This window comes from Sporosarcina soli (assembly GCF_042655805.1).
GTDB lineage: Bacteria > Bacillota > Bacilli > Bacillales_A > Planococcaceae > Sporosarcina > Sporosarcina soli.
The window spans coordinates 18,880-45,201 of record NZ_JBHSNO010000001.1 but is presented as its reverse complement, the minus strand read 5'-3'; the positions used below and the strand labels follow the sequence as shown (position 1 = coordinate 45,201).

22 protein-coding genes are annotated in these 26,322 nt (G+C 41.1%); 4 read left to right on the top strand and 18 right to left on the bottom strand.

The genetic code is table 11. From position 1 onward, the window contains the following. Positions 1 to 236 precede the first annotated feature (236 nt). Entirely contained in the window at positions 237 to 1,292 is a 1,056-nt protein-coding gene (locus tag ACFPRA_RS00180) for a transketolase family protein (protein WP_381429235.1), read from the bottom strand. Then, positions 1,276 to 2,139: a transketolase gene (locus ACFPRA_RS00175; RefSeq protein WP_381429233.1), complete on the bottom strand. Its 864-nt coding sequence runs from the start codon at positions 2,137 to 2,139 to the stop codon at positions 1,276 to 1,278. The genes ACFPRA_RS00180 and ACFPRA_RS00175 overlap by 17 nt, the downstream gene beginning before the upstream one ends. A gap of 225 nt (positions 2,140 to 2,364) precedes the next feature. On the opposite strand from ACFPRA_RS00175, the gene ACFPRA_RS00170 reads away from it, so the two are divergent. After that, positions 2,365 to 3,957 (top strand): AraC family transcriptional regulator, encoded by a 1,593-nt coding sequence (locus ACFPRA_RS00170; RefSeq protein WP_381429231.1) that lies wholly within the window; start codon positions 2,365 to 2,367, stop codon positions 3,955 to 3,957. 694 nt (positions 3,958 to 4,651) lie between these two features. On the opposite strand, the gene ACFPRA_RS00165 is transcribed toward ACFPRA_RS00170, so the two are convergent. From ACFPRA_RS00165 to ACFPRA_RS00135, 7 genes are all read right to left on the bottom strand, one after another. Further along, positions 4,652 to 5,587 (bottom strand): ketopantoate reductase family protein, encoded by a 936-nt coding sequence (locus ACFPRA_RS00165; protein WP_381429229.1) that lies wholly within the window; start codon positions 5,585 to 5,587, stop codon positions 4,652 to 4,654. An 18-nt stretch (positions 5,588 to 5,605) separates the two neighbouring features. Further along, on the bottom strand, positions 5,606 to 6,514 hold the full coding sequence (locus ACFPRA_RS00160) for a malate dehydrogenase (protein ID WP_381429227.1): 909 nt from the start codon (positions 6,512 to 6,514) through the stop codon (positions 5,606 to 5,608). 48 nt (positions 6,515 to 6,562) lie between these two features. Further along, positions 6,563 to 7,837, bottom strand: coding sequence for a TRAP transporter large permease (locus tag ACFPRA_RS00155; RefSeq protein ID WP_381429225.1), 1,275 nt, complete (start codon positions 7,835 to 7,837; stop codon positions 6,563 to 6,565). Further along, complete coding sequence (locus ACFPRA_RS00150; protein ID WP_239391326.1) at positions 7,837 to 8,316, bottom strand: TRAP transporter small permease; 480 nt, start codon at positions 8,314 to 8,316, stop codon at positions 7,837 to 7,839. The genes ACFPRA_RS00155 and ACFPRA_RS00150 overlap by 1 nt, the downstream gene beginning before the upstream one ends. A 79-nt stretch (positions 8,317 to 8,395) precedes the next feature. After that, positions 8,396 to 9,460: a TRAP transporter substrate-binding protein gene (locus ACFPRA_RS00145; protein ID WP_381429222.1), complete on the bottom strand. Its 1,065-nt coding sequence runs from the start codon at positions 9,458 to 9,460 to the stop codon at positions 8,396 to 8,398. 97 nt (positions 9,461 to 9,557) lie between these two features. After that, on the bottom strand, positions 9,558 to 11,051 hold the full coding sequence (locus ACFPRA_RS00140) for an aldehyde dehydrogenase family protein (protein ID WP_381429220.1): 1,494 nt from the start codon (positions 11,049 to 11,051) through the stop codon (positions 9,558 to 9,560). Then, positions 11,038 to 12,801 (bottom strand): thiamine pyrophosphate-requiring protein, encoded by a 1,764-nt coding sequence (locus ACFPRA_RS00135; RefSeq protein WP_381429219.1) that lies wholly within the window; start codon positions 12,799 to 12,801, stop codon positions 11,038 to 11,040. The genes ACFPRA_RS00140 and ACFPRA_RS00135 overlap by 14 nt, the downstream gene beginning before the upstream one ends. A gap of 148 nt (positions 12,802 to 12,949) precedes the next feature. Between ACFPRA_RS00135 and ACFPRA_RS00130 the strand changes: the two genes are divergently transcribed. After that, the gene (locus tag ACFPRA_RS00130) at positions 12,950 to 13,840 is read left to right on the top strand and encodes a LysR substrate-binding domain-containing protein (protein WP_381429218.1); all 891 of its coding nucleotides are present in this window, start codon (positions 12,950 to 12,952) and stop codon (positions 13,838 to 13,840) included. A gap of 299 nt (positions 13,841 to 14,139) precedes the next feature. Here the strand turns inward: ACFPRA_RS00130 and ACFPRA_RS00125 are convergent, their stop codons facing one another. The 3 genes from ACFPRA_RS00125 to ACFPRA_RS00115 all read right to left on the bottom strand — a co-directional run bounded on the left by ACFPRA_RS00125 (position 14,140) and on the right by ACFPRA_RS00115 (position 17,731). Then, positions 14,140 to 14,901, bottom strand: coding sequence for a 3-hydroxybutyrate dehydrogenase (locus tag ACFPRA_RS00125; protein WP_381429216.1), 762 nt, complete (start codon positions 14,899 to 14,901; stop codon positions 14,140 to 14,142). Between the two features lie 15 nt (positions 14,902 to 14,916). Beyond that, positions 14,917 to 16,239 carry an MFS transporter gene (locus ACFPRA_RS00120; RefSeq protein ID WP_381429214.1) on the bottom strand — a complete coding sequence of 441 codons (1,323 nt, stop codon included), beginning with the start codon at positions 16,237 to 16,239 and terminating at the stop codon, positions 14,917 to 14,919. A 169-nt stretch (positions 16,240 to 16,408) separates the two neighbouring features. Further along, on the bottom strand, positions 16,409 to 17,731 hold the full coding sequence (locus ACFPRA_RS00115; RefSeq protein ID WP_381429212.1) for a phenylacetate--CoA ligase family protein: 1,323 nt from the start codon (positions 17,729 to 17,731) through the stop codon (positions 16,409 to 16,411). Between the two features lie 358 nt (positions 17,732 to 18,089). Between ACFPRA_RS00115 and ACFPRA_RS00110 the strand changes: the two genes are divergently transcribed. Both ACFPRA_RS00110 and ACFPRA_RS00105 read left to right on the top strand, forming a co-directional pair. Further along, a complete protein-coding gene (locus ACFPRA_RS00110) occupies positions 18,090 to 18,860 on the top strand; it encodes an IclR family transcriptional regulator (protein ID WP_381429210.1) in 771 nt (256 codons plus the stop codon). 15 nt (positions 18,861 to 18,875) lie between these two features. Next, positions 18,876 to 19,607: an IclR family transcriptional regulator gene (locus ACFPRA_RS00105; RefSeq protein ID WP_381429208.1), complete on the top strand. Its 732-nt coding sequence runs from the start codon at positions 18,876 to 18,878 to the stop codon at positions 19,605 to 19,607. A 51-nt stretch (positions 19,608 to 19,658) separates the two neighbouring features. On the opposite strand, the gene ACFPRA_RS00100 is transcribed toward ACFPRA_RS00105, so the two are convergent. The 6 genes from ACFPRA_RS00100 to ACFPRA_RS00075 form a co-directional block, all read right to left on the bottom strand. Further along, entirely contained in the window at positions 19,659 to 21,002 is a 1,344-nt protein-coding gene (locus tag ACFPRA_RS00100; RefSeq protein WP_381429206.1) for an acetyl-CoA carboxylase biotin carboxylase subunit, read from the bottom strand. Between the two features lie 53 nt (positions 21,003 to 21,055). After that, positions 21,056 to 21,613 (bottom strand): acetyl-CoA carboxylase biotin carboxyl carrier protein, encoded by a 558-nt coding sequence (locus ACFPRA_RS00095; RefSeq protein ID WP_381429204.1) that lies wholly within the window; start codon positions 21,611 to 21,613, stop codon positions 21,056 to 21,058. Between the two features lie 20 nt (positions 21,614 to 21,633). Further along, positions 21,634 to 23,112, bottom strand: a complete 1,479-nt coding sequence (locus ACFPRA_RS00090) for a hypothetical protein (RefSeq protein ID WP_381429202.1) — start codon at positions 23,110 to 23,112, stop codon at positions 21,634 to 21,636. Between the two features lie 497 nt (positions 23,113 to 23,609). Further along, the gene (locus tag ACFPRA_RS00085; protein ID WP_381429200.1) at positions 23,610 to 24,776 is read right to left on the bottom strand and encodes an ABC transporter substrate-binding protein; all 1,167 of its coding nucleotides are present in this window, start codon (positions 24,774 to 24,776) and stop codon (positions 23,610 to 23,612) included. Between the two features lie 56 nt (positions 24,777 to 24,832). Next, the gene (locus tag ACFPRA_RS00080) at positions 24,833 to 25,555 is read right to left on the bottom strand and encodes an ABC transporter ATP-binding protein (protein WP_381429198.1); all 723 of its coding nucleotides are present in this window, start codon (positions 25,553 to 25,555) and stop codon (positions 24,833 to 24,835) included. Then, complete coding sequence (locus tag ACFPRA_RS00075; RefSeq protein ID WP_239391341.1) at positions 25,555 to 26,322, bottom strand: ABC transporter ATP-binding protein; 768 nt, start codon at positions 26,320 to 26,322, stop codon at positions 25,555 to 25,557. The genes ACFPRA_RS00080 and ACFPRA_RS00075 overlap by 1 nt, the downstream gene beginning before the upstream one ends.

Genomic DNA, 26,322 nt, shown 5'->3' with positions numbered 1-26,322 from the left:
TACATCTTTCAAGATACATTGTTTTTAAAACCGGACGTTTAGAGGATAATTTTCAATGGTGTATTTTTTAACCCCATTTATCTCAAAATCATCCGGTTTATAATTTATTTACATAATTCTTAAAATAAAATACTCCTGCTAAACTGAACTTGTTCAGGGTTTCGGGTATCTTAAAATCTCATCCTTCTTGGAAGCGCTATCAAAAGATACATCAAAAAGGTAGAATGTACTTTCTTCTAATTCTTCCACTCTTCTTGCCAGCCGCCACCTTGTACAATCAGTTGAGGCTCTATTAGAACACTCTCTTGAGGATTCTTCTTACCATCAAGAAAAGCCTTAGCTGTTTGGGCAATTTGTTCTGGCTCAAGTCCATATATTTTGGCTAAGTATGACTCACTCGAGGCTTTTCCAAATTTATCTTGAATGCCGATTTTATAAAATGGTACGCTAAAGTTATTTTCTAACAGAACTTCTCCAACAGCAGTTCCTAACCCGCCTATCACATTATGATTATCTAAAGTAATAAGCGCTTTACAACGGGAGGCCACTTCCAAAATCCCTTCAGTATCTATTGGTTTTATAGAAGGAACATGAAGAATATTAGTGCTTATCCCTTGCTTCTCCAAAAGAGATGCGGCTTCCAAAGCACGGCTCGTCATAATACCTGACGTTACAATACTTATGTCAGTACCTTCACGTATCCAGTAACTTTCTCCTATTTCTAGTTTATACTTATCAGAATCAAAAAGGTGATGTTGCTTCCCTCTACGCATTCGTAAATAGACAGGTCCTTCATGCTGATAGGCAACTTCTGCAGCTTGTCCAGTTTCCGTTGAGTCACCAAGATCTAGGATCGTCATATTAGGTGTACTACGCATTAATGAAATATCGTCTATTGCCATATGTGAAGGTCCACCATCACTAGCGATGCCAGGCATCATTCCAATCATTTTAACGTTTTTATTTGCATAAGCTATCGCATTTACAATCTGATCCATCGCTCTTCTTGTGATAAAGCAACCAAATGTGTGTGCAAAGACAACTTCCCCCGCCTGTGCCATTCCAGAAGCGACGCCAATCATATTCTGTTCCGCAACTCCTAAGTCAAAAGCCCTTTCTGGAAAACGGTCTCTAAAGGCATTCACTTCCAGCAGATAAGTCATATCGGCGGTTAGACAAACAACATCAGGATATTTTTCTCCTAGGGATTTAATCGCTTGTGTATAAACCCTCTCTTTTACTTCTGCTCCGTTTTGTCCATTATAGATAACAGCATCAAAAGCTTTTTTCATTGTTATTCCCCCCCAATTCACTCAAGGCTTTTGCATGATTTTCCTCTGACCACTTCACATAGTGTGCATCTTCACGATCATGTAAAAACGAAATGCCATTCCCCATTACCGTATGAGATATTATGATAGTCGGCTTGTTATTTTCAGGGATTGTATCTAACGCATTCATAACTTCTGAAAGATTATTACCATCAATCTCCTTAACATTCCATCCAAATGACTCCCATTTTTCAGCCAAAGGATCAAGGCTTGTGATTTTGTTAATTCTTCCTTCAACTTGCATCCCGTTATTGTCAATAATCAGAACTAGATTATCCAACTGTTGATGAGCAGCAACTAATGCAGCTTCCCACACTTGCCCTTCCTGCATTTCTCCATCACTCATGTAAACGTATGTTTTCCAAGTGTGATTTCTTAACTTTGCTGCTAATGCGTGACCAATTCCTCTTGAAAGCCCTTGTCCTAGAGAACCACCCCCTATTTCCAAACCTGGCGTTGTTTCTGATCCAATCATCTCGAGAGGCGATCCATCAGCACTATAATATTCTAGTAATTTTCTATCTATAATGCCTAACTCAGCCATTGCAGCATAAATCGAAATCGCATAGTGGCCTGTTGATAAAAGAAATCTATCCCTGTCTGGATTAGTCGGATCACTGGGATCTAGGCGCAACTTTTTAAAGAATAAAGCGGCTATCATTTCCGCCGAGCCAAGTCCTTGACCGATATACCCTCCTCCGGCAGCCCTCCCCATTTCAAATACAGATTTCTTTAGTTTAATAACTAGGTCCTCCAAAGGGAATTTTTCTAAGGAACCTCCTGGTGTTAATAACGTATCGATGCTCATAGTTTTCCTCCTCGTAGATTAAAGTAAAATATCTTCTTTAAAGCACTTCCAACTGCCTTACTTTTAAATACAATGCAATGTACTTTTGCATTAACTAAATTGTACTCAACTACTTTGAACATAATGGGGCATAATTTTATAGAATAGTGTGTTTTCTTTTCATAAATTGATAATTCTATAAATTAGTACTATAATTCATGACAAGAAAGGGAGGTAGAAATTCGGATGTGTACTGTGCCTTTGAAAATTGTCCTATACACAGAAAAAAACATCATGGAAAAGGTGAGTGATATTACTACAAACGATTTTGAAATCGCTTACATAGCCGATTCTTATCAAGAATGTCTAGATAGAATAATAGAAATACAGGCAGATATCGTAATTTTTCAATTATCAAGTCCCATCTATCAAGCACAGGATTTCTTTGTTGATTTGCTTAAAGAAAATCTTTCACCTATACTTCTGGCATTTACGCTTGTTTCTTATACAGAGATTATCTATTCCATCACCACGCATGAAGATACTACTTTAATTACTAAACTAAAAAACTACTTCAAAGATGCACTACAAGATAATTATAATTGTTACTTTAACTCCATCGGAAAAGTGACAGACAAAAATGCCATTATGAATGCTAGAGTAAATAAGCTTGAAAAGACAGAATATCTTAATGATATTTTAAGGGGAGGAACCGAAGAGGAATTTATCTATTACAAAAAGAAAGCAAGCCTCAACTTACAGAATTCAGGATATTATTTATACTTGTGCAATTTAATGGATATAGAATATGTTGACCATGATTTAAATAAAAATATTTATTATTTAGTTGGCGAACTGTTGATAGATGAATGTCAAAAGGTATTAGATGCTTATAATGGCGGAGAAGTATTTTATATTAACCCAACTCTGTTGTGCATCATTATAAATGATATCCCTTCCAAGAGTCAGGCAACTTATCAACGAACACTCATGAAACTGACCAACAAATTGAATCGAGTTACACAGACAAAGACAGCACGAAGGTATAGAAGTTCATATATTAAGAGCGTCAACGATATACGAGCTGCATACGAATCTTTATATTATTTAAAAGCCTACAACTTTTTCTGTCATGAAACAGAGCTATTAACAATTGAATACATTAAAATGGTAAAGAAAGATGTTGATTTTAATCATATTGACTCGCATTTACAGGAAGTAAAAGAAAGATTTAACCGTAATATTGCAGATCCCCAATTAATAAAATTAATTCAACGCTTATTTTTGGATATTATTAAACCTAGTTTGAATTATGATCTTTACTATTATTGTTATACCTTTTTATCGGCTATCCTAGACAAGTTCCAAGTCATCCAATTCAAAAAAATGTCAAATATCGACAATTCATCAAGAGAATTATTCACTACATCTATTGAACAGAAATGCGAGAAATTCATTGAACAAATAAAGTCGTTAAAGAATGACATATCTCATCGTCACCTGATGAAAAGCCCAATTGTTCTTCAAGCGATCGATTTTATTCACGGACATTACTCAGACACGATTACCATTACGATTATCGCCGAAAAATTAAACGTCAGCCATTCTTATCTAAGTCAAGTATTTACGAAAGAAATGGGGATCAGCCCTCAAAAATACTTAATCACACACCGTATTCAAAAATCGAAAGAATTGATGATGACAAGTAATATGAATATTTATTCAATCGCTTCCGAGGTTGGTTACTTTGATCCAAAACAATTCTCGAAAACCTTTAAAAAAGTGACTGGAATAACCCCGACACAATATAAAAAGAACAATTTTAAAGTGATAAGATAAAGTGAACCTTCAATCAGTGGGGGTTTTTCCCATCCCCCACTGATTGAGGAGAACACAAGCTAAAAGCGTCACGTCCTGTGACAACGCTTGTGTGACCAACATCGTGTTGGCCCGAACCAATCGGGCTTTTATCATCCTTTAACGGATCCCGCTGAAGGAAGGCAACTTAAGTTCACGGCGTCCTGTAAGTGCCTTAATTTCTGCAAAGGGCGCAGAAATTAAGGCAAATCGAACCCTTCACTGTTCGATTGGCAGTTGATCTCCCACCTATCCTTATCGTTTTACTTAACTCTTGAGGTGGGAGTCTTACTGCCCGTTAATGCGGGATAAATTATCAATTGACTCGTTTAAAAACTTATAGCATGAACTTCCGCTGAATCGAATGCTTACTGACAGTTATATAAGTAGGAGCTACTGCTGAAGCAAGTGAAAAAAAGACGAAAGATACATTTCCTTCGTCTTTTTTCTCCGAATAATTTAAACTGTAGTAAAGTATTCCCTTACAATTGTGCTGGTTGTCAGATTTTTCCTCCTTCTCTTGAATGTTTATTCTCGACAGCGGGGTCCTTCTTGAATAAAAGTCTTAACGGATAATGATCACTACAGTACAAAAAATTCGGGGCTCTATATTTTGAGGTGGGTTTTGTCCCAGCCTCTTTGTAATTTCCAAATACTATAAAAACGGCATGCTAGCTCAGGTGGTAATAGCTATTCGATTATTTTCCAGCATTTTAATCAAATGGTATATCAACGTATTGTAAGGTACAGCAATTTTATGCTTTTGGGCTTTCTGAATTATAGCGCCGTTTAAAAAATCAATTTCTGTCGGTCGTCCCTTTTGAATATCATGATACATCGAAGAATAATGGTGCGCTGACATAGCTGGATCGAATACGCTATCAATAACGCGCATCACTTTTTGTCTATCCAAACGAACATTCTCAGCATGTGCCACAAGCTCCACTTCTTTGAGGATGCCACTGACGACATCGACAATCGCCCCATATGTACCGATTGTTCCTACAGTGCTCGATGTCAACGTACAGAGCGGATTCAACACCGCATTAAAAGCGGCTTTTTCCCAAATACTTTTGAGAATATCTGCTGAAAGTTCAGTCCTCAATCCAGCTTCATTTAATATGGAAACTATTTTTTTCGTTTGCTTTTTTCTTTCACCCTTTACATGCATCATTTCGATTGTCCCAGAACCGAAAGCTTCAACAGTTCCAGGCCCTTCCAAATTGGCAGCGTATGTTGTCGTTCCCGCAAAAAGTTGATTTTCGGAAATATATTGTGAAAGCACTTCAATATTACCAATACCATTTTGAAGAGTTAATACCTCTGTTTTCTCTGTAATGAGATGCAAACAGCTTTTTATCATGCTTTCTGTTTGCATGGATTTTGTAAAAAAGATCATTAAGTCAGCTTTATGATCGCAATTTCCAGGTAATGAGGCGCGTATCAGAATCTGGCTGGATCCCTTTTCATTTGTTACAATCAATCCATCTCGATTTATTTTATGAATATGCTCCTGCCAATTGTCCAGAAGTGTCACTTGACAACTGCTGTAAGCTAGTGCACTACCGAATCGGCAACCCATTGCCCCTGCACCTGCTATGATGATGTTCACCTTCTCTTCCCCCTTTCTTTATCTGATAAAAGGCTTGATCAATTGTTTAATCGTCTCTGCTGAGTGCTGGTAATCCGCCAACTCTGCTTTTGCCAGTTGCCATTCATGTATAGATATAACTCCAACCTTGCTAACCGTTACCGGCACTCCTATACTTATATCGACAATTCCGTATTCGCCTTCTACAATTGCCGAACCAATCGTATCAACTTCTCCGTTCGTTACGATGCCATCAATGAGTCTACCTATCCCCGCAGCGGTTGCCCAACCCGTTGTCCGATTGATGTTTAAACGGTTAAATTCAATAAACCAACGATTTAATTTTTCCTTAATCGCTACTTCGTCCTCCGCTTTCAATGCCAAGGGATTGCCATTTAATCGAGTCTGACTAAACAGTGGAACTTGAGTGCTGCCATGCTCGCCAATGACCGGGCTGAATAAGTGCGCGTCCTCCGAGATTTCCATGACGGACCGGATTGCCTGTTCAAACCTGAGCGAGTCATTGACTGTATAACCTAACAACTGCCCTTTCTTAAAATCAAAATTTCGATATAAATAATAATTTAAGGCATCTACCGGATTGGACACCGTTATGATAAAAGCATCCGAAGCATACTTCTTGATGTGAGTACCAAAACTTTGAAACATAGGTATATTCCCCCGCAAAAAGATATTCCTTGATTCGATATCATTACGGTTCGGCACCCCTGCGGTAATTAGAATAAGTTGTGAACCAGTTAGATCTTGAAAATTCCCTTTATAGATAGTTTTTGCTGGATAAGCCGTTTTAAGATCCATCAGATGATTCATCAAAAGCGATTCATTCACGTCGATTAAACAAAGTTCATCCACTTGATCATTTTGGCAAAGACGAAATGCTATCGCCGCCCCTAACGTACCTGCTCCGCCAATAATAGATATTTTCATAGTTTTCTCCTCTCAACTTCAATTACAAATCTGAGAGACAGTTAACGATTAGCCAAAGCCCCACAGCGGGAACATCACGAGATAAGGAACATACGTAATAAGCAATAACGCTACAATTAGAGCGAATAACATCCAACCCGATTCCCGGGCTACCGTGACGAGTGGGGATTTACCTAAGTTCGATGAAATTAATAATGTTGCTCCGAATGGCGGCGTCGCCATACCAATCGCAGTGTTAACAACAACGATGATTCCAAACAAGACCGGATCCACTCCCATTGCGGTAATCACTGGGAGGAACATCGGGACGACAATTACTAAAATCGCCATCGTATCCATGAACGCGCCAAAAATAAGAAGAATAATATTGATCAATAATAAAACGATGATCGGGTTTTCGGAAATCGACAATACACTCGAGACGATTGCAGTAGGAATATTTTCGTATGCAAGAATATAGGCAAATAGCGCAGCATTGGCAATGATAAACATGATTATCGCTGTCGACTTTGCCGAGTCTAAGAAAATCCCCCAAACATCTTTTAGTTTTAGTTCACGATAAATGAACATACCGACAATGATTGCATAGACAACCGCGACAACTCCTGATTCTGTCGGCGTTACAATTCCTAGAAAAACGCCACCAAGCAAAATGATTGGCGTACCAAGCGCCCAAAGTGAACGGCGGAAAGCCCTTAAGAAATCGGAAAACTTAAATGGTTCATCCGTTCCTTTATATCCACGCTTTCTCGATATCAAGTAAACGACGATAAGAAGCGAAATACCAACGATGAGCCCAGCTGGCACTCCGACCAAATATAAGTCTGAAATGGATGCACCCGAAAGGCTACCGTAAATGATTAAAGAAATACTTGGTGGAATAATAACCCCCATCGGACTTGCATTCGAGACAATCGCTGTCGCAAATCCACGACCGTATCCTTTATCTACCATTGCGGGAATCATTAATGTTCCCAGTGCCGCTGCTGTCGCAATCGAACTTCCTGAAATGGCTGCGAAGAACATACATCCTAAGATTGTGACTAACGCAAGGCCCCCTGTCATTCGGCCAATCAACGAGTTCGCTAAATCTAGGATTCGTTGCGCAAGGCCACCGGTCAACATCAAATTACCAGCGAGAATAAAGAACGGGATTGCCATTAAAGCAGAAACATCCGCACCTGTAAAAAGGCGCTGCACCACAATCATCGGATTGATGTCAGCTAAAAGGATATAGACAATGGATGAAAATCCAATCGTAATTGCCATTGGAACGCCCAGAAGAAATAAAACAATCGTTAACGCAAAAAAAAGTGTAACCATTAAATCTCCTCCTTCTCAATAGCAGGAGGCCTTTTCCCTATCCTGGCAAGTAGATGAACAATCATAATGGCCGCAGACAGCGGAATCACTGCGTAAATCCATCCCATTGAAATCCCCATATTGGCTGAGCTCTGCGCCCCCACTACTTTTAACGTGTCGAAGCCAAATTTTATCAGGCAAATACTATAAACAAACATGACAATCCATTGAATAGGTGCAAACCATTTCCGCAATGATGGCTTATGATCTTCGAAAATGGAGACCGTGATATGACTGTTATCCCGTGTAGCTGAAGCAGCTCCTATATAAACAAGTGCAATCATTGCAAATCGGGCCAACTCATCTGACCAGATGATCCCCATTTGGAAAAAATAGCGCAGGACAATTTGAATCGCTAACACGACCGTCATAATTGTTAGAAAAGAGACAATAAGCGCTTTAGAGGCGGCATCGAGCCAGTAACTAATTTTATCTATCATTCTATCTCCCCCTTTGTCTATACGCAGGTGTATGAAATATCCCAAGCCGCATTTTTCGTAAAGGCGGCCTGGAAATAGATTACTTAATGTCTTGGATTTTCTTTAGCAAGTTATCGCCATGCTCTTTTTTCCAACTGGAATAGGTGTCTTCAAATTTACCTTCGAATTGGCTACGATCGAAATCGTTAATTTCCATTCCTTTCGCTTTCAATTTCTCTTCGAACTCCCCTTCATTATGCTCGTTTCGTGTCGTCATTTCTTTTCCGGCTTCGTCTGCCGCTTCGAGGACTGCTTGTTGAATATCTTCAGGCCATTTGTCAAACTCTTGTTTACTCGCCATAATGAAACTGAATACGAAGTTAATGCCTGTTTTGGATACATAATCTTGAACTTCGGCGACGTTTTCATCGTGAATAATATCCAGTGTATTCTCTTGCGCATCGATCGCATTTTGCTCTAGAGCCGTATAGGCATCGCTCCAGTTCATACTTTGCGGGCTTGTCCCTACTTCTCGGTATGCGTTTACATAGACAGGGCTTTCGATTACGCGAATTTTCAATCCTTTTAAATCTTCTACGGTTTCAATCGGTTTTTTCGAGTTGGTCACATGGCGAAAACCACGCGCCATAATGCCCATCATTTTCAAATTCGCTTCTTCTGTTAATGCTGTGTACTCGTCTTTTACATCTGAATCAAGAAATGTTTTTACATGATTCCAATCCCTGAATAAGAAAGGTAAGTCAACTATCGCTGTTTCAGGCGCAAATCCTGAAATGGGGGGACCGTTAATGATGCCAAATTCTAATGTGCCAAACTGCATGGCTTCAAGCAATTCACGATCTGTTCCAAGTTGACGGAATGGATAGATTTCAACATGCACGTCTCCATTTGTTTTTTCTTCCAAGAGTTCCTTAAAAAGCTTTGCATACACTTGAACGTTAGTTTCTTCAGGTGATTGATGACCTAAGCGTAACTTGTAAGTGGCGCCACTTGTATCTGCAGCCGGTATTTTGGTACCGCTTTCATTATCATCCGCCGCGGCAGTTCCATCTACGCTGCTCTTCCCCGAGTATCCGCCACATGCAGTTAAAATGAATACGACTAAAAAAGTTGAAAGGAAAACAAACATCATCTTCTTAGACACAACTTCATCCCCCTCTTTAGATAACTTATAATCCTTGCAGAGTTAGTGCGGTCATCCGATTTCGGATGACCGATTCCAGTTGTTATTTTGTATTCGATTAAAAAGGAAACGCCCTTTCCTTCGTTTGGACGGAAACCCACTTCAATGTTGTATATTCGTCAACGACCCACGGATTGCCGAACCGGCCGAGTCCGCTTGCTTTAGTCCCCCCAAATGGGATATTCGGCGCATCATTTACAGTTTGATCGTTAATATGCGTCATCCCCGTATCAAGTGCCACTGCGTACTGCTCCCCTTTTTTCAAATCACTTGTAAAGATGGAAGAACTCAACCCATGTGCTGTTTCTCCTGCCATTTCCACAGCTTCCTCATCCGTTTCTGCTTTGATGATGAGCGCAATTGGCACAAATAGTTCCGTTTGGGCGATTTCGCTCGTATTTTTTACTTCTGTAAAGACATACGGCGTCAAGACATTCCCTTCTCTTTTTCCTTCCAGAACCATTGTCGCTCCTTCTTTTTTCGCCAGCTCCACAAAGCCAACCGCTTTTTCCAGTTGGCGCGCATTAATTAGCGGTCCGATGACAGTCTTTGGATCTTGTGGATTTCCACAACTTAGTTCCTTCGCCCGTGCCGTAAACTTCTCCACAAATTCATCATGTTTATCTTTGTGGACAATGATCCGGTTAATGATCATGCAAATTTGTCCCTGGTGGATGAACTTTCCAAAAATAGCTGCGTTGACAGCTTGGTCAACATCCGCGTCGGCAAGCACGACAAATGGGCTGTTTCCTCCCAGTTCCAGCGCAACCCGTTTCAAATTCCGGCCGGCGATGGAACCGATATGACGCCCGACGGCTGTTGAACCTGTAAAACTGATGAGACGCGGGATCGGGTTCGTCAACATCTCATCTCCGATCTCATCAATATCACTTAGTATGAGATTAAAGACTCCAGCCGGAAGCCCCGCATATTCAAACGCTTTTGCGAATAACACGCCGCCGACAAGCCCCACTTGAATATCCGGCTTATGAACAACCGCATTTCCTAGCGCAATGGCTGGAATAATTGCCCGCATCGATAGATTGACCGGAAAATTGAACGGTGAAATGGTGGAAATGACGCCGAGTGGCAGACGATAGATTTTATTGATTTTTCCGTCTGGTCCTCCGGGAACTTCCTGGACGTTTCCGACTTCGTCCACATAATTCAACGCTTCTTCAAGAACTTCCATCGCCAGATGATGTTCAACATTCGCTTTTAAAAGCGTACCGCCCGTCTCACGGCTAATGAGTTGTACGATGTCTTCACGATGGTCGGTCAAATAATGGAGCGCCTTTTCAATCACTTGCTTGCGTTCTTCAACTGAGGATTTTGCCCATCTCTTCTGCGCTTCTGCTGCCGATTGAAAAGCTTCCTCCACCTGCTTTTTGGACGCTAATTTAATTTCTGCAATGACCGAATTGTCATAAGGATTGACGTTTTTGTAGGTACGATCGCTTTTCCCTTCGACCCACCGTCCATTAATGTAACTATTTCCTTTGACTAATTCTCCTGTAAAACCGTTTTTAGTGATAGTTTCAGACTGTTGCATGTTCATTCCCCACTTTCATTTTGTTTTCTTCTTGAATTGCTGGTAAATAAATATCTAAAACCGCTGAACGACCTGATCTTACGGCCGCAATAGCTTCTTTTAGCGCTTCCTTTACTTCTGCTGGATTTTCCACTTTTCGCGCAAACGCACCACCCGCTGCTTCCGCAATTTTTGACAGTTCGGCATGCGGCGTGAAGTCAACGAAAAACTCATTCATTTCATTTGCCACCCCATCCGGATGGACGCCAAGTGTCGATAGTTTCGGAGATTTCCAGCCCCGGTTATTATAAATCACCGTTAAAAAGGGCGCGTCATATTTTCTTGACAGCCAATGTACGCTTGATGGAACGCTGAACATATACGAGCCATCTCCCGTGATACTAATGATCGTTTTGGATGGATCCGCCAGTTTGGCACCGACCGCAGCACCACCATTCCAACCGAGTCCTCCTGCACCACTTCCTAAAATGGAACCCGGTTCCGACATTTGGAGGTGTGTATAGGATGCTTGAAAATTCGAGATTCCTTCATTTATAACAATTGTATTTTCATCACAGTATTCACGAATACATGCGGTTACATATTCCGCCGTCATGATTGCTTCTGAATAGGTTTCCGCTTTTGCCCATTTAGCGCGCTGTTCGTTATGGTATGCCTCTACTTTAGTCCGACGTTTCACGATTTCCGCCTGATTCACATCCAGTGCAGCAATTGCCGCATTCAATTGTTGCAATGCCGTTTCTGCATCTGCAGCAAAGAAGCGTTTGGATGGTATATACCAGAGTGGCATGCCCTCTTTCAGTGGATCCTCGTCAATATAGTAAACCGTACAGTCTTTCGATGGCTTATTGATCAGCGGAATCCATGGAACATCGCTTTCGATGACAAGTATGAAATCTGCTTCCTCAATCAACGCATTCTGCTCTGGCGTATTCCATTGATAGCCACAGTGGAGCAGGTTCGTCGATGGGAAATTCATATGATTAGGCACGGATTCCAACACAGGAATTGCAAGACTCTCACAAAACTTGACCAATTCATGAACCGCAGCCTTGTTTTTCCCGATATATGAAGTGATAACGAGTGGATTTTTTGCCTTCCTCAAATCTTCAACAAACGGCGCAATTTCCTTTGGCGCCAATGCACGCGGCGAAATGGGTTGCCATAGATCGGTATTCATCTGAATCGGTGTTGTTTCTTCCTCCATCACTTCCCGTGCACCCATTAAATAGACAGGTCCTTTCGGACTACTCTCCGCAATTTGTAGTGCTCGATGAACAAGTTGCTTAACGTTTGCTCCAGTACGAATTTCATTGTCATACTTCATGTAACCCCTTACAATACCCCGCTGATCAGGTACATCTTGGATCCAATGAATGAATTCGTTTCGACTGCCTAATAATTCGCCTTCTTGTGTATAAGGTGAACTTCCCGCAAAAATAAGAACCGGCGTTCTCCCTTTCCATGCATTATGCAGACCTGCTCCTAGATTTTGCGTCCCACATTCCACATGTACGAAGACAGCTTGTGCTTTTCCGCTCACTTGTGCAAATGCATGTGCAGCACTCAATGCAACCATTTCATGAGGGCACGTAATCACTTTCGGCAACTCTTTCCCTTCTTTTTCTGCCAATGCCAGTGCTTCAATGATAGCCGGATGATCACTTCCGAAATTGGAGAATAAATGTGTAACGCCTGCCTCCTGAAGTGCTTCTAAAAAAGCTGAGCTCGTCGTGTAACGATTTCCCAATGAATCTCCACCCTCTCTATTCAACATTTTAGTTAATTTCAAATTATCTGAAATAACTCTCAAGAATATTGTATTCGATTCAGAACAATAGTACAATACTATTATATCTATTATCTTAATAGTCACTATCTATGGACGGAGTGGAATAATGGAACTACGACTGTTAAAATATTTTCAAACGGTATGTGAAGAGCTCCATTTTACGAGAGCAGCTGAAAAACTTGGGATAAGCCAGCCTACATTAAGCCAACAAATTCGCTTGCTTGAAAGTCAGCTAGAAGACGATCTATTCTTGAGAGTAGGAAAAAAAATCGAATTAACGGCTGCTGGCACTATTCTTCTTGAACACGTAAATCGTATTTTTCTTGAAATGGAAATCGCAAAAGAAAAAATACAAGAATTAAAGGGATTGAATCGCGGACAACTTCGAATCGGAACATCTGGAAACCATCTACTGTATGCTGCACTTCTATCCTTTCATCAACAATATCCTAACATTAAATTATCCGTCTTCGATCTTACTACCGAAGAAACCGTTCTCAAAATCCTTAACTCCGAATTGGACATGGGCGTTGTTTTCCTGCCCATTTACCATCAGCAGTTAGAATCAATTCCATTATTCTCATCAGAACTTTCCGTAGCGGTATCCATCACGCACCCATTTGCCGAAAAAGAAGAGATTCAATTGGAAGAACTTCAATCACAACCCATTTTCTTATTACCTGAACATTACCTACTTAGACAATCTATCGACAAGCATTGTCTAGAATTAGGTTTTACATTAAATCCAATTGTCGAGCTATCGGATATTTACTCATTGGTCCGGATGACCATCCTTCATAATGGGGCTACAATTTTACCTAGACAATATTTGAACGGTGTCACGGATCTCCCCATAAAACTAGTTAAAATTTCTGATTCCTTACCCATAAAAAAAGTGGGGATTATTTACCGTCAAGGCGATTTTATTCCCTATGCGATTCAAGCTTTTATTCACCATTTAACAACGCACTACATCGATGATCAAACAGTAATTTAAAGGATGGGTAGCGAAGGTTTAAGCCCGGTTATTTATTTAATGTATCAAACGGACACCCATGCGAATTTTTTATCCATCTCTCTGAGACTGAATTTTTAGAATTAATTATCACCTTAGAAGATTATGCACGATCATTCAACTAAAAGTTGCTGTATGCGCAACAATGAAAAATAAAATTTCAATATAACTAATCTACAGCTTGAAATTTGATAACACATTAAACAATAAAATTGGAGTAGGCACATGATTTTATCCATGCACCTGCTCTATTAACGTTAGATATAAAATTCCCTTATTCTTTAAATTCCCCCAGATACACTGATTGCATCTCCCGTAATAGATGCAGCAGAATCTGATGCAAGGAAAACCGCTGTACCCGCAATTTCCGATGGATCAATAAACCGCTTCATTGGCTGCTTCCCTAATAAATGTTTTTGAATCGCCTCTTCCTCTGAAATTCCGTCTTCTTCCGCCAATTTACCGATCTGTTTTTCAATCAATTCGGTTTTGACAGGTCCCGGCATGATTGTATTCACCGTGATCCCTTCCGTTACTGTTTCAAGTGCAATAGTCCGCGTAAAGCCCACGACTCCATGCTTGGCAGATACGTATGCTGATTTATACGGTGAGGCCATTTTTCCGTGCGCAGAAGAAACATTAATAATGCGACCATACTGCTGATTTTTCATATAAGGCAATGTATATTTTGTCATTAAAAAAGTGCCCGTCAACATGACATCAATTAATAAACACCATCGGTCAGTTGGAAAATCTTCCACTTTATCAATATGCTGAAGTCCCGCATTATTCACTAGAACATGCACTGTACCTCTTTCAGAAATAACCTTATTCGTGAATTCACGAACACTTTCCTCATCCGCTACATCAAGTTGATATCCCACCGCACGTGGACCAAGCCGACGTGCAGCTTCGTTTGCTTCCACTCCATCAATATCCGCTATGATGACAAAATCTCCATTTTGGATAAACCCGTTTGCGATTGCAAAACCAATTCCACGTGCAGCTCCAGTTACGATAACCGTCCGATCTGTTTGTTTCATATGATTCATTCCTTTCTACTTTTTGAAGGCGCTTACAGTTTGCTGTTGACTTGCTTCCACCGCACTCTGCTCCGGCTCTCTATTCTTCATCGTCAACAGAACGAGAAAAGCTGTAAACAAGAGAGCCCCTACAAAAAACATTCCGGTTGAAAAAGTGAAGTAACCGAATACCATCGGCCCAAAAAATCCGCCTAGGCTTGCTAGGGAATTGACCGTCGCAATACCGACGGGTGCCGTCGAATCCGTAAAAAATGTCGTCACATAAGACATGAACACACCTGAGAAACTATATAAACCTATCGCTGCGAACGCGATGCACGCAATGGTCATATATGCACTAGAAGTAAACCCGCAACCGATAAAACCGATGGCTGCAATCACAAAACTGATCATCAGATGGCCTCGGCGCTCATTCGTTTTGTCAGAATGCCATGCCCATAAAATCATCGATGGAATCGCGATGATCGAAGGGATGGTCGATAGCCACCCAATGGATGTCAACGAAAGCGTCTCGGATACGGATTTGATAATAGATGGCAGCCAGAAAGCCAAACCATAAACAGCGCCGAAATTTAAAAAGTAAATGAATGAGAGTTTCCAAATATTTGAGTCCTTGAACATCTCTTTTTTCGACGTTTTGGTCGTCTGTTTTTTCTGTTGCTGTTCCTTTGTCAATTCAGTCTCTAACCAGTTCTTCTCCTCATCCGTTAACCACTTAGCCTTACTAGGACGATCAGTCAAGTAAAACAATGTCACAATTCCGAGTAGAACCGCTGGCAATCCTTCGAGAACGAACATCCATCTCCAGCCAGTCCAACCGAGCCATTCAACATTTGTCATGATCCATGTCGACAAAGGTCCACCAATCATGCCTCCAATCGGCATTGCAATGATGATGAAAGCAGCTGCCCGTCCTCTTTCCTGAACACGGAACCAATAAGTAAGATATAGAATAATCCCGGGGAAAAAGCCCGCTTCCGCGACTCCGAGTAGAAATCGTAAAATATAGAGATGCATCGGCGTTTGCGCCCAGGCAGTAAGAGACGAAATGATACCCCATGTCACCATAATGCGGGCAATCCAAATCTTTGCTCCTACTTTATGCATGATCATATTGCTCGGTACTTCGAACAGAAAATAGCCGATAAAGAAAATTCCTGATAGCAGTCCGAACACTTCTGCAGTTAAAGCGAGATCAGCATTCATCTGCAATGCCGCATAGCCGAGGTTGACCCTGTCCAAATAAGCGATAATGTATAATAGAAGGGCAAATGGCAAAATTCTTCTCATCGTTTTTCTGATCACCCGTTTTTCTAACGTTTCTGTAGCATTATTCATAAGCTGTATCCTCCTTTGAATTCTTTTAGTGAACTTAATTCATACGATTGAATGTAATTGAATCGGGTGAAAAATTTATTTCACCCGATCGAAATTTTTATGACAGCTCGCTATTAAATAGCATTGTAAGCGTTTACGAAATAAAGCGTATTTTTCTCTACTTGTACATTCATTCATACAATCGTTCAAAAAGGTTTGCTTTCATTTCAAATCTTGGCAATGTCCCTTCTGGCACAAGTTGTACGTTTGAGGTAAAAATTAATTTAGAACGTAATTCAGCTTCGATTTCATGCTTTAACTTTTGCAGTTGTTCCTCGTTTTTCGTTCCGCTATATTCCACCTTGATCGGTAAAGCTGTTTTAACAAGAGGCGGACGTTCTTCTAAAACAATACGAATTTCCCCCGTCGTCTTTGGGCTAAAACTGCTCACTACATCTTTGATTGCCGAAGGGAAGACATTAACGCCTTTTAAAATTAGCATGTCATCCGTCCGGCCGATACATTTCATACGGAAACTTGTTCGACCGCAAGCACATGGCGTTGTATTTACCTGCACAAGATCCCTCGTTCTGAATCGAACGAGCGGCACACATTCCCGATCAATTGACGTATAGACGAGCTCCCCTTCCATTTTGTCACCGAACGGTACGGGTTCACCTGTTTCTGGATCGATAATTTCACAGATAACCGTATCGGAACCGATAAAATGCATGCCGTTCCGCTCTTGACATTCACTGAATAGGACAGGCACCATGTCGGCATTCCCCATCGCTTCCATCACCTTGCATCCCCAGTCCGTTTCGATTTTACTTCTCACTTCTTTCAGACCGCCACCAGGTTCTCCTCCGACAGACATGATTTTAATGCCTAATTCCTTTGGCTCCATATTGTAATTCTTCCGGATATACTCTGCTAGATACCCAGCGTAGGAAGGTGTGCAAAAAAGGACATCTGCTTTCATATCTTGAATGCTTCGTACGACTCGATCCGAAGCACCTGTCCCGATCGGGATAAAAGTGGCACCTAGTTTTTCAATGGCATCTTTCATCGAACTGCCGACAAAGAATGAGAGCCCCATTGCAAATACAACGACACTATTCTTTGTAATGCCATGTGTTTCTAAAACGCGGACCATCATATCATTCCACATATCATAATCTTTCCGCGTAATCCCTACATAGGTCGGTCTTCCCGTCGTCCCGGAAGAAGAATGTACCCGAATGATATCTTCCATTCCTACAGCCGCATGGTATCCGAGAGGCGGCTGAAGTCGTTGACTCTCTCTCAATTCATTTTTCTCCGTAAATGGCAATTTCCGAAGATCCTTATAGCTCCGGATATCGTCGACTGTAAAACCTGCATCTTGAAATTTCTTTTGGTAAAAAGCCGATTTTTCACCTACATACGCAAGTTGTTTTAGCAACTTTTCTTCCTGAACAAACTTTAATTGATCCATCGGAACATCATAGGTTTCCAATATTTTCTCTGTCATTGACTTCATCCTCCATTACACAAAGTAGTTAATCTCTTCTGATAATTATGATAGTATAAGGTAGACATATATAAAAATACGCTATTCTGCTATGTGGCAAAATAACAAACTTTTTATCTTCATTCAGCAAATGTTTTTGTACTGAAAGCGAAGCGTCAGCTACAGAGGTATCCCACCTATCTAAGTGGAACGATGAATGCAGACTTGTTTACTATTCAGCGGGTATTCAAACGGCAGCTGAACGAAGATAAAGCCTCCGGCAGATGTCACAGATTTTGAAAGGAGTTAATTGAGCTTTGCTCAATTCAAAATCTGGACGCAATTACGCCGAGGCGTAATTGAAAGGGGAGATCGTTTAGTGGATAAATATTTGATCACTACCGTGCAAAATGCCATTACGATACTGCGGCTTTTTACAAAAGAACAGCCTGAATGGAATTTATCGGACATTTCAAGAGCCATCGATTTAAGTACAAGCAGTACAAATCGGTTACTTACTACTCTTGTGGAACATGGCTATTTACAAAAGAATAAAAAAACAAAACGCTATTCATTAGGTTTTTCGATATTGACACTTTCCGGCATCATTAAAACAACGATGATCATTCATCGGGAAGCGAGACCAATAATGGAAAACCTTGTCCAGCAACTTGGACATTCCGTTCATTTGGGCATTTTGGAAGGGATCGATATCGTCTATCTTGAAAAGCTGGAAACGCCTCACCCGGTTCGTCTCAATTCGCATATCGGCAAGAAAAATCCGGCCTATTGTACAGGCTGTGGCAAAATCATACTAGCTTTTCAACAAAAAGACGCTTTCAAATCGACGCTCGCACAAATTGAAGCGATTGGCTTTCAATCATTCGGGAAAAACACAGTTAAAAATTCCGATGAACTATCAGTGCATCTTGACAAAATTAGAAGGCAAGGTTATTCCGTTTGTGTCAACGAATTTCATCAAGGAGTAAGCATCGGCGCTCCGATTTATGACTACTCGGGGCAAGTTGTAGCCGCAGTGAGCGTAACCGGTTGGGAGAGCCAAATCCATGTACAGGACATTCCTTATCTTACCGGTCATGTTGTCGAAGCAAGTAAAAAAATTTCAAATAGGCTTGGCCATTATTTTTGAATAGAGGGAGATTGGATGGCAAACGACAAAAAATACTCTTCATTAGACAATGCCCTGCGGATTCTGAATCTCTATTCCGCAGAGCAAGAAGAATTTGGCGTGCACGAAGCAGCTGAACAAATCGGTGTCGCGCCAAGTACCGCCCATAGACTGCTCAATACATTGAGACATGAAGGCTTTCTTGTGAAAGATGCTAACCAATACCGGCTTGGGGTTTCTATCCTTGCCTTAGGAGCAGTCCTGCAATCGTCTACACCGCTAATCCACGCATCACATGAAATTCTGAAAGAGCTTTCCATCCATACAAATGAAACAGCTCAGCTTGGCATTCGACAAAACGGACATGTGCTTTACATCAATGGTGCCAATTCTCCAGACCCGATCGGCTATCATGCATATGAAGGTCAAAAATTCCCATTACATACGACCAGTGCTGGAAAAATTCTTTTGGCGCAAGAAAACCCAGAAGCAATCCAACATTATTTTCAGTCTATCGATGAGCAAAGAACCTACGAAAATATCGACTATATACTCGAAGAAATTCGTACAAAAAAATATGCGATCACAAACAACGAACCTTATTCTGGCGTTACTTCCGTGTCAAGTGCAGTCAAGACAAGAAGCGGAAAAACGATTGCAGCCATCGAGGTGATCGGACCTTCACAACGATTCAGTAGAAAGAAGTTGCCTCAATTTATCAAACTGATTAATGAAGCAACAGAACAACTCTCTCAAAAAGTTAAATAATATCAAAATCACATCTTCAAAAGTCCTTTTGAATAATCTATATTCCACTAGTCAAACCAATACTTTTTCCAATAGACGCGTATTGACATTGCCACTAACGAAATCCTTATCATGCAACACTTGCTTTAAAAATGGAATCGTCGTCTGAATACCTTCAACGGAAAATTCGTCCAAAGCAACTAACATCCGTTGAATGGCATGCGCACGATCATTGCCATGGACAATCACTTTCGCAATCATCGAGTCATAATACACAGGCACAGTGTACCCTTGGTAGCAATGCGTATCCACTCGAACGCCAGGTCCTTGTGGCATTTCCCATCTAGTAATCATTCCGGGAGTCGGACGGAACCCTTCTTCCGGCGCTTCGGCATTAATCCGGCATTCAATCGAGTGTCCGGAAAAAGCGATAGCCGATTGGGCCAACCGTAACGCTTCTCCTTCCGCCACATGGATTTGCTCTTGAATTAAGTCAATGCCTGTTACAGCTTCCGTTACAGGATGTTCGACTTGAATCCTCGTATTCATTTCAAGAAAATAAAAAGTGGCTTCATCTTGATCAACGATAAATTCAACGGTTCCAGCATTTTCATACGCAATGTTTTTGGCTAATGTTACTGCTGCATTGCGAATCTCTTGACGCAGCTCTTCTGAAATAAGCGGCGCCATAGCTTCTTCTATCAATTTTTGATGACGACGTTGCGTCGAACAATCCCGTTCCCCTAGATGAAGAACGTTACCGAATTTATCGCCCAGTATTTGCACCTCAATATGACGAGCGTTCGCAATATACTTTTCCACATACATCGTCCCGTCGCCAAATGCAGCCTTGGCTTCAGCAGAGGCAGATTCAAAAACAGTTTTCACTTGGTCTTTACTTGTAACGATTTTCATACCACGACCGCCACCACCAGCCGCTGCTTTTAACATGATCGGCAATCCGATCTTTTCAATCGTCTGGATTACTTCCTCCACTGAGGACACTTTTTCCGATCCCGGAAGCACTGGCACTCCGCACTCTTCCGCAATGGCTCGGGCAACCAACTTATTCCCCATCTTGGCGATATGGTCCGCTTGTGGCCCTACATAAATCAGACCATTCTCGTTACAAGCCTGTGCCAATTCCGATACCTCTGCAAGGAATCCGTATCCAGGATGAACAGCATCCGCTCCGACTGATAGAGCTGCAGTTATGATAATAGGTATATTCAAATAGCTTTGGGCTGCATTGGCAGGGCCGATACAAACTGTTTTATCTGCTAATCTTGCTGGCAAACTCTGTTGGTCGGCTTCTGAAACAGCAAGAACGGTTTCTATCCCCAACACTTTACACGTTCGAATAATTCGAACAGCAATTTCTCCTCTATTAATAATGAAAATACGTGAAATCTTCATGCTAAATGCTCCTCTCCGAAGATAATTCACCGACAAACTAACAGCCTTCAAAATTATTTTACCTTGACGGAGAAAAGAGGTTGTCCATATTCAACAAGCTGCGCATCCTCAACATGAATCGCGGTAATCACTCCGGAGACACCTGCCGAGATGGCACTGTATACTTTCATAATTTCAATCAGACCGATTGTCGTATCTTCATCAACCTGCTCACCAACTTGTACATATGGGGCTGCACCGGGTTCAGATTGCGCATAAAATAGACCGGCTGTAGTCGCTTTGATAATTTCAATCCCTTCCTGTTCTAGAGCGATTTCTTTAACAGGAGGCGCTTGAACGGTAGCTACCGCTTCAGCTTGTTGCGTGATAGCGACAGTCGTTTCATAATGCTGGGTATTTTGTGCAGATTCTTCTGAATGCCCCACGTTCAACTCAACATTTCCATTACCGGCTACAAATGGTTCTGAATAACCATTTTTGCCGATAATGATTTTATGCTCTCCGTTTTCCATTTTTAAATAGTTAAAAGAAGATTCCTCCAATTCTTGAATCAGTTTCGTCAATATTTCTACATCATTTGCATTCAATATATTCAATACACTTTTACTCATCTTCCATTCCTCCCTGATTCTCAATTATTCGTTAATAACAATGAACGATTATGGCCTTGTATTTGAATATGTTTAATATCCGGTTGTTTACTCAAATTATCCAACAGCTGTATTAAAGGCGCGGTCGCAGAAAAATACTTTCTAGGTGGTCCTGCTTGGCGCATCGCATCGATTTCTTGGGTTCCTTTCATAATATAGCGAAGCAGGAACTCTTCGTCTGAAAGAGTAGGGCCTCCAAACTGCTCTCTTATTTTATGAAGGGGTGTACTTCCATCAGGCACTGTCGATAATTGTTGCGCACGCGGAAGAGACAATATTTTATCTTTTAAATTTTCATCCATCCATGTATAGCCCGAGTCCTCGCTAAAAGTCCCTTGCGCAAACTGGATCAACTCATCGATGACCACTTTATAACGTTCACCCGTTGCAACGTTAATCGCCGCTTGACTGACAACAAACTGGGAATATGGAGTGATCATTACCGGATAGCCTAACTCCTCCCGAACATGCACAGTTTCTTCCAATACTTCATCCAAACGATTTTCAAGCTTTAATTCTTTCAGTTGATGTCTTAAGTTGGAAATGACGCCTCCAGGTATTTGGTAAACAAATTGAGAATGATCATAAGGTAGCGGTGCACCAATCGGCATGTCATCCTGCTTCGCCATTTCCATCAGACGAGTCGAAGCCCTTTGAAGCCGCTCTATGTCAAGATTGGACGTATATCCAAGATATTTTGCATTTTGAACAGTACTAAAAATCGATGGTTGACCAGATCCATCCGCTAATGGTGGAATCGCCGTATGCAAAGTCCGAATCCCTAATTTTACTGCTTCGAGATAGACAAGCTCTGCTTGACCTGTCGTACAATGGGAATGCAATTCGATCGGGATTCCATTTGCATTTTCCAAAATAATAGGGATTAATGTACGGATGCGATCAACTGTCAACAAGCCGCCCTGATCTTTCAAATAGATCACATCCGGTTTCATCTCCACCAATTCTTTCGTTTTTTCCGCATAATATTCATCTGTATGCCGGGGAGATACGGCATAGGAAAGAGCGAGTGCAACTTCCAAGTTCTGTTCTCGTAAAAATGGTAAATACCAAGGGTAGAGCCGATCGACATTGCCAAATATATTCGCCATGATTTGGACTCTATTCAATACCCCGGTTGCAACGATCCTTTCATAATAAAGCTTAACGACCGCTTCAGGTGCACCTACGATTTCGAATGGAAAAATGGCTGGCTCGCCCATAAAAGTCTTTGTTGTTTTTGGCATTTTTTTCGCGAGCATATTCACCATTTCCCACGGATCTTCTTTTAAATCGCGCACAATTTTTTTGAAATTAATCGGCATGACCGGCACTTCCACCGCTTTAAAACCTGATTGATCAACATCTTCTGCAATCGCTTCCATCATACCCGGTCGCATCCCCGCTGCCCACAGACTTTGAGAACCGTCCCGGAAAGTCGTGTCAAGAAACTGTAATTCCATGCTAATCCCCCTCGTATGCTAAAATTTTCCCACCCGCAATATAAAGCGCTTTCATTTCAATGAATAACATCTGAAAATCTTTTCTTCTCATAACTTGATTGAACAATATCACTCCTAAATATTTACTCTTAAAATGCTCGACTTCAAATAGATAGAACTGAATATTCCGTGTAGCACAAATACTACAATACCAATGTTTTTTTGAATAGAAAAACTTAAAATTCTGCCATTCGGCAAAGTCGGCATTTTATTCAACAATCTATTTGAAAAATTTTTCGCTTAACGAACTTTCTTGAAACAGTTCATCCAACTAAAACTGATTGACTTCTAGAGTTTAGGTAGTATGTTTCAGATGATAAGACTTCTGCGCTTTTCAGGATTACATCTTTTCTTACAATATAAAAAACTGCATTCCTTTCCCCTAATTCAGAAAGAAACGCCAGTTTTTTTTGGTACAATCCAGTTTCCTTAATTCAGTACATTATCTCATCTTGTGTTCAGTCATTGAACTTCCATGTATTATTTTCAATACTAATAACCGATATACCATCTGCTTCAGGGCTAGCTTGGGATACTCCAAAATCAAATGTTCCTGTCGCCCCTAAGTATTTGCCCATGTCATTTTGTAAATATTGCTGAATATCTTCTGTAGTTACATGCCCTGCTTTTACTGCTTCTAGAATGGCTTGAATGCCGTCCAACAGATGTGCTGCAAACAAGTCCGGTTCTCCGTTAAAATCTTCTGCATAGGAATCTTTGAAGCCTTTCAAGATTTCTTTTTGCTCAGAGTCTGGCAATTGGTCGACAACGCTTAACTTACTTCCGACGACCATAATATTCTGATTGTCATCTTTCACTTGTTCCAAGAAACCATCATTCGCCGCAGCTGTACTTTGAATCATCGGAATATCGAACCCAAGTGCTTTATAGTTTCGTGCGACAATGCCAGCTCCAGGTGTTCTCGACCAAACTATAATTGCTTCTGGATCCGTTTTACGCACTTTTGTCAATTGGATTGTCATATCCGTTGCCGTTGCATCAAACTCTTCATGAGCAACAATCTCAATGCCATTTTCCTTTGCTAATGCTTCAAATGCAGGTTTACCTGTTACGCCGAAACCATCCGCAGCATTCAGCCATGCTACTTTTTTAATATTGTTCTTGTTTAAATACTCGACGATTGGCATTGCAATGACAGTTGTGCTATGTGCCATGCTATAAACATACTCACTGTCCGATTCAATCGGAGCAATCGTGAATAATGGCAATTTCTTTTCGATTGCTTTTGGCATAATGGCCATTGATGTACTTGATTGTGTTGCTCCGACTACTGCTACCACACCATCTGAAATAAGCTTGTCCATTGCTACGACTGCTTTCGTGTCATCTGTTTCATAATCATGTTTAACCAGCTGAATTGTCTTCCCATCGATTGGTCCTGCGGCATCCAATTGCTTTTGCAATAGTTTCACTGTATTCGCTTGCGAGCTCCCAAGTGTCGAAGCTGGTCCGGTTTCCGCAACAATCACACCGATTTTTACAACGTCCTCATCATTAGTATCTGCGGTCGCATTCCTGGCATTTCCACCTCCACATCCCGCAATTATTAATAGGAAAGTCAATGCTAAAAATAGTATTACTTTTCCTTTAAAATTTCTTTTCATACATATCTCTCCCTTTTTAATGTCTACCCAGCTTTCCTTGCAAATAAATATTCCATTTACCCCACTTTTATCCCTAAGTAAGCGGATCTCACTTCAGGGTTGGAACTGATTTCCTTGTTCGTTCCGTTCATGATAAATTTTCCTTGATCCATGACATAAGCCCGATCCGCCACTTTGAGTGCAGCCTTGACATTTTGTTCAACCAAGACAACCATTGTGCCCATCTCTTCTTTGATCCGTATGAGTATTTCGAGAATTTCATTGACAATTTTAGGCGCTAATCCCATTGAAGGCTCATCTAATAAAATGATTTTTGGATCTGACATGAGCGCCCGACCGATTGCCAACATCTGCTGCTCTCCACCGCTTAAATTCCCACCCAAGTTTTGGTAATGTTTTTTTAGTCCCGGAAACAACTCCAGCATTCTTTCCAGGTTTTCTTCAACATATTTACGATCCTTATAATATTTTGAATAGATTCCTAACGTTAAATTTTCCTTGACGGTATGGCCGGGAAAGATTTGCCTCCCCTCAGGAACAAGCCTTAGTCCTTTGCCGACCACTTTATGGGCTGGTAATCCACTGATGGTATCGTCTTGAAGCGTCACTTTCCCTTCAAATGGTGAATAGATGCCTGCCAGTGTATGCAGCAATGTACTTTTACCCGCACCATTGGCTCCGATAATGGACACGATTTCCCCCTTGTTTACATGAAAGTCCAGTGCGTGTAAAATCTGAATCTTCCCAATCCGTGTACTTAAATTTTGAACGTCAAACATCAAATCGCCTCCTCGCCTAAATAGGCACTGATCACCTTTTCATTTTTCTGAATTTCCTCTGGCGTCCCTTCTGCAATCTTTGTCCCGAAATCGAGGACGACAATCCGATCCGCGATTTGCATGATCGTTGCCATTTTGTGCTCGACAAATAAAAAGGAATGCCCTTTCTTTTTTAAATCACTAATATAACCAGCCATCGTATTTGTTTCGGCATCATTCAAACCCGCCATCGGCTCATCCAACATAATCAGTGCAGGATCGTACACAATCGCACGTGCAAATTCCACTTTCTTTTGCTGTCCGTAAGAGAGTTGTCCTGCTTGTTCATGCATTAAATGAGTCAATTGCATCATTTCCAGCACCTTATATGCTGCTTGATAAGCCTTGCTTTCATCTCTTTTTACGACAGGGAGCCGAAAACCTGCGCTGAAAACATTTGTTTTCAATTTCACAGAAGTGCCCATCATGACATTTTCCAAAACGGTCATATTACTGAAGATCTGCAAATTTTGAAATGTCCTAGAGATCCCTAAAGGAGCTAAGTCAAAGATCTTTTTCCCCGTCAATTTTTGATCTTTAAATAACACTTCCCCAACGGTCGGTTGGATAAAGGATGAAATCATATTAAACAATGTCGTTTTCCCTGCGCCATTGGGGCCGATAACCGCCACGATTTCACCCTCGCCGACTTGGAAGCTGACATCATTGACTGCGGTAACGCCGCCGAATTTTTTTGTTAGGTTTTTCACTTCAAGTAAGTTCCCCAT

Coding starts and splice junctions, on each gene's coding strand:
- ACFPRA_RS00180 (WP_381429235.1), bottom strand. CDS start 1,292: ATGAAAAAAGCTTTTGATGCTGTTATCTATAATGGACAAAACGGAGCA.
- ACFPRA_RS00175 (WP_381429233.1), bottom strand. CDS start 2,139: ATGAGCATCGATACGTTATTAACACCAGGAGGTTCCTTAGAAAAATTC.
- ACFPRA_RS00170 (WP_381429231.1), top strand. CDS start 2,365: ATGTGTACTGTGCCTTTGAAAATTGTCCTATACACAGAAAAAAACATC.
- ACFPRA_RS00160 (WP_381429227.1), bottom strand. CDS start 6,514: ATGAAAATATCTATTATTGGCGGAGCAGGTACGTTAGGGGCGGCGATA.
- ACFPRA_RS00155 (WP_381429225.1), bottom strand. CDS start 7,837: ATGGTTACACTTTTTTTTGCGTTAACGATTGTTTTATTTCTTCTGGGC.
- ACFPRA_RS00150 (WP_239391326.1), bottom strand. CDS start 8,316: ATGATAGATAAAATTAGTTACTGGCTCGATGCCGCCTCTAAAGCGCTT.
- ACFPRA_RS00140 (WP_381429220.1), bottom strand. CDS start 11,051: ATGCAACAGTCTGAAACTATCACTAAAAACGGTTTTACAGGAGAATTA.
- ACFPRA_RS00130 (WP_381429218.1), top strand. CDS start 12,950: ATGGAACTACGACTGTTAAAATATTTTCAAACGGTATGTGAAGAGCTC.
- ACFPRA_RS00125 (WP_381429216.1), bottom strand. CDS start 14,901: ATGAAACAAACAGATCGGACGGTTATCGTAACTGGAGCTGCACGTGGA.
- ACFPRA_RS00120 (WP_381429214.1), bottom strand. CDS start 16,239: ATGAATAATGCTACAGAAACGTTAGAAAAACGGGTGATCAGAAAAACG.
- ACFPRA_RS00115 (WP_381429212.1), bottom strand. CDS start 17,731: ATGACAGAGAAAATATTGGAAACCTATGATGTTCCGATGGATCAATTA.
- ACFPRA_RS00105 (WP_381429208.1), top strand. CDS start 18,876: ATGGCAAACGACAAAAAATACTCTTCATTAGACAATGCCCTGCGGATT.
- ACFPRA_RS00100 (WP_381429206.1), bottom strand. CDS start 21,002: ATGAAGATTTCACGTATTTTCATTATTAATAGAGGAGAAATTGCTGTT.
- ACFPRA_RS00095 (WP_381429204.1), bottom strand. CDS start 21,613: ATGAGTAAAAGTGTATTGAATATATTGAATGCAAATGATGTAGAAATA.
- ACFPRA_RS00090 (WP_381429202.1), bottom strand. CDS start 23,112: ATGGAATTACAGTTTCTTGACACGACTTTCCGGGACGGTTCTCAAAGT.
- ACFPRA_RS00085 (WP_381429200.1), bottom strand. CDS start 24,776: ATGAAAAGAAATTTTAAAGGAAAAGTAATACTATTTTTAGCATTGACT.
- ACFPRA_RS00080 (WP_381429198.1), bottom strand. CDS start 25,555: ATGTTTGACGTTCAAAATTTAAGTACACGGATTGGGAAGATTCAGATT.
- ACFPRA_RS00075 (WP_239391341.1), bottom strand. CDS start 26,322: ATGGGGAACTTACTTGAAGTGAAAAACCTAACAAAAAAATTCGGCGGC.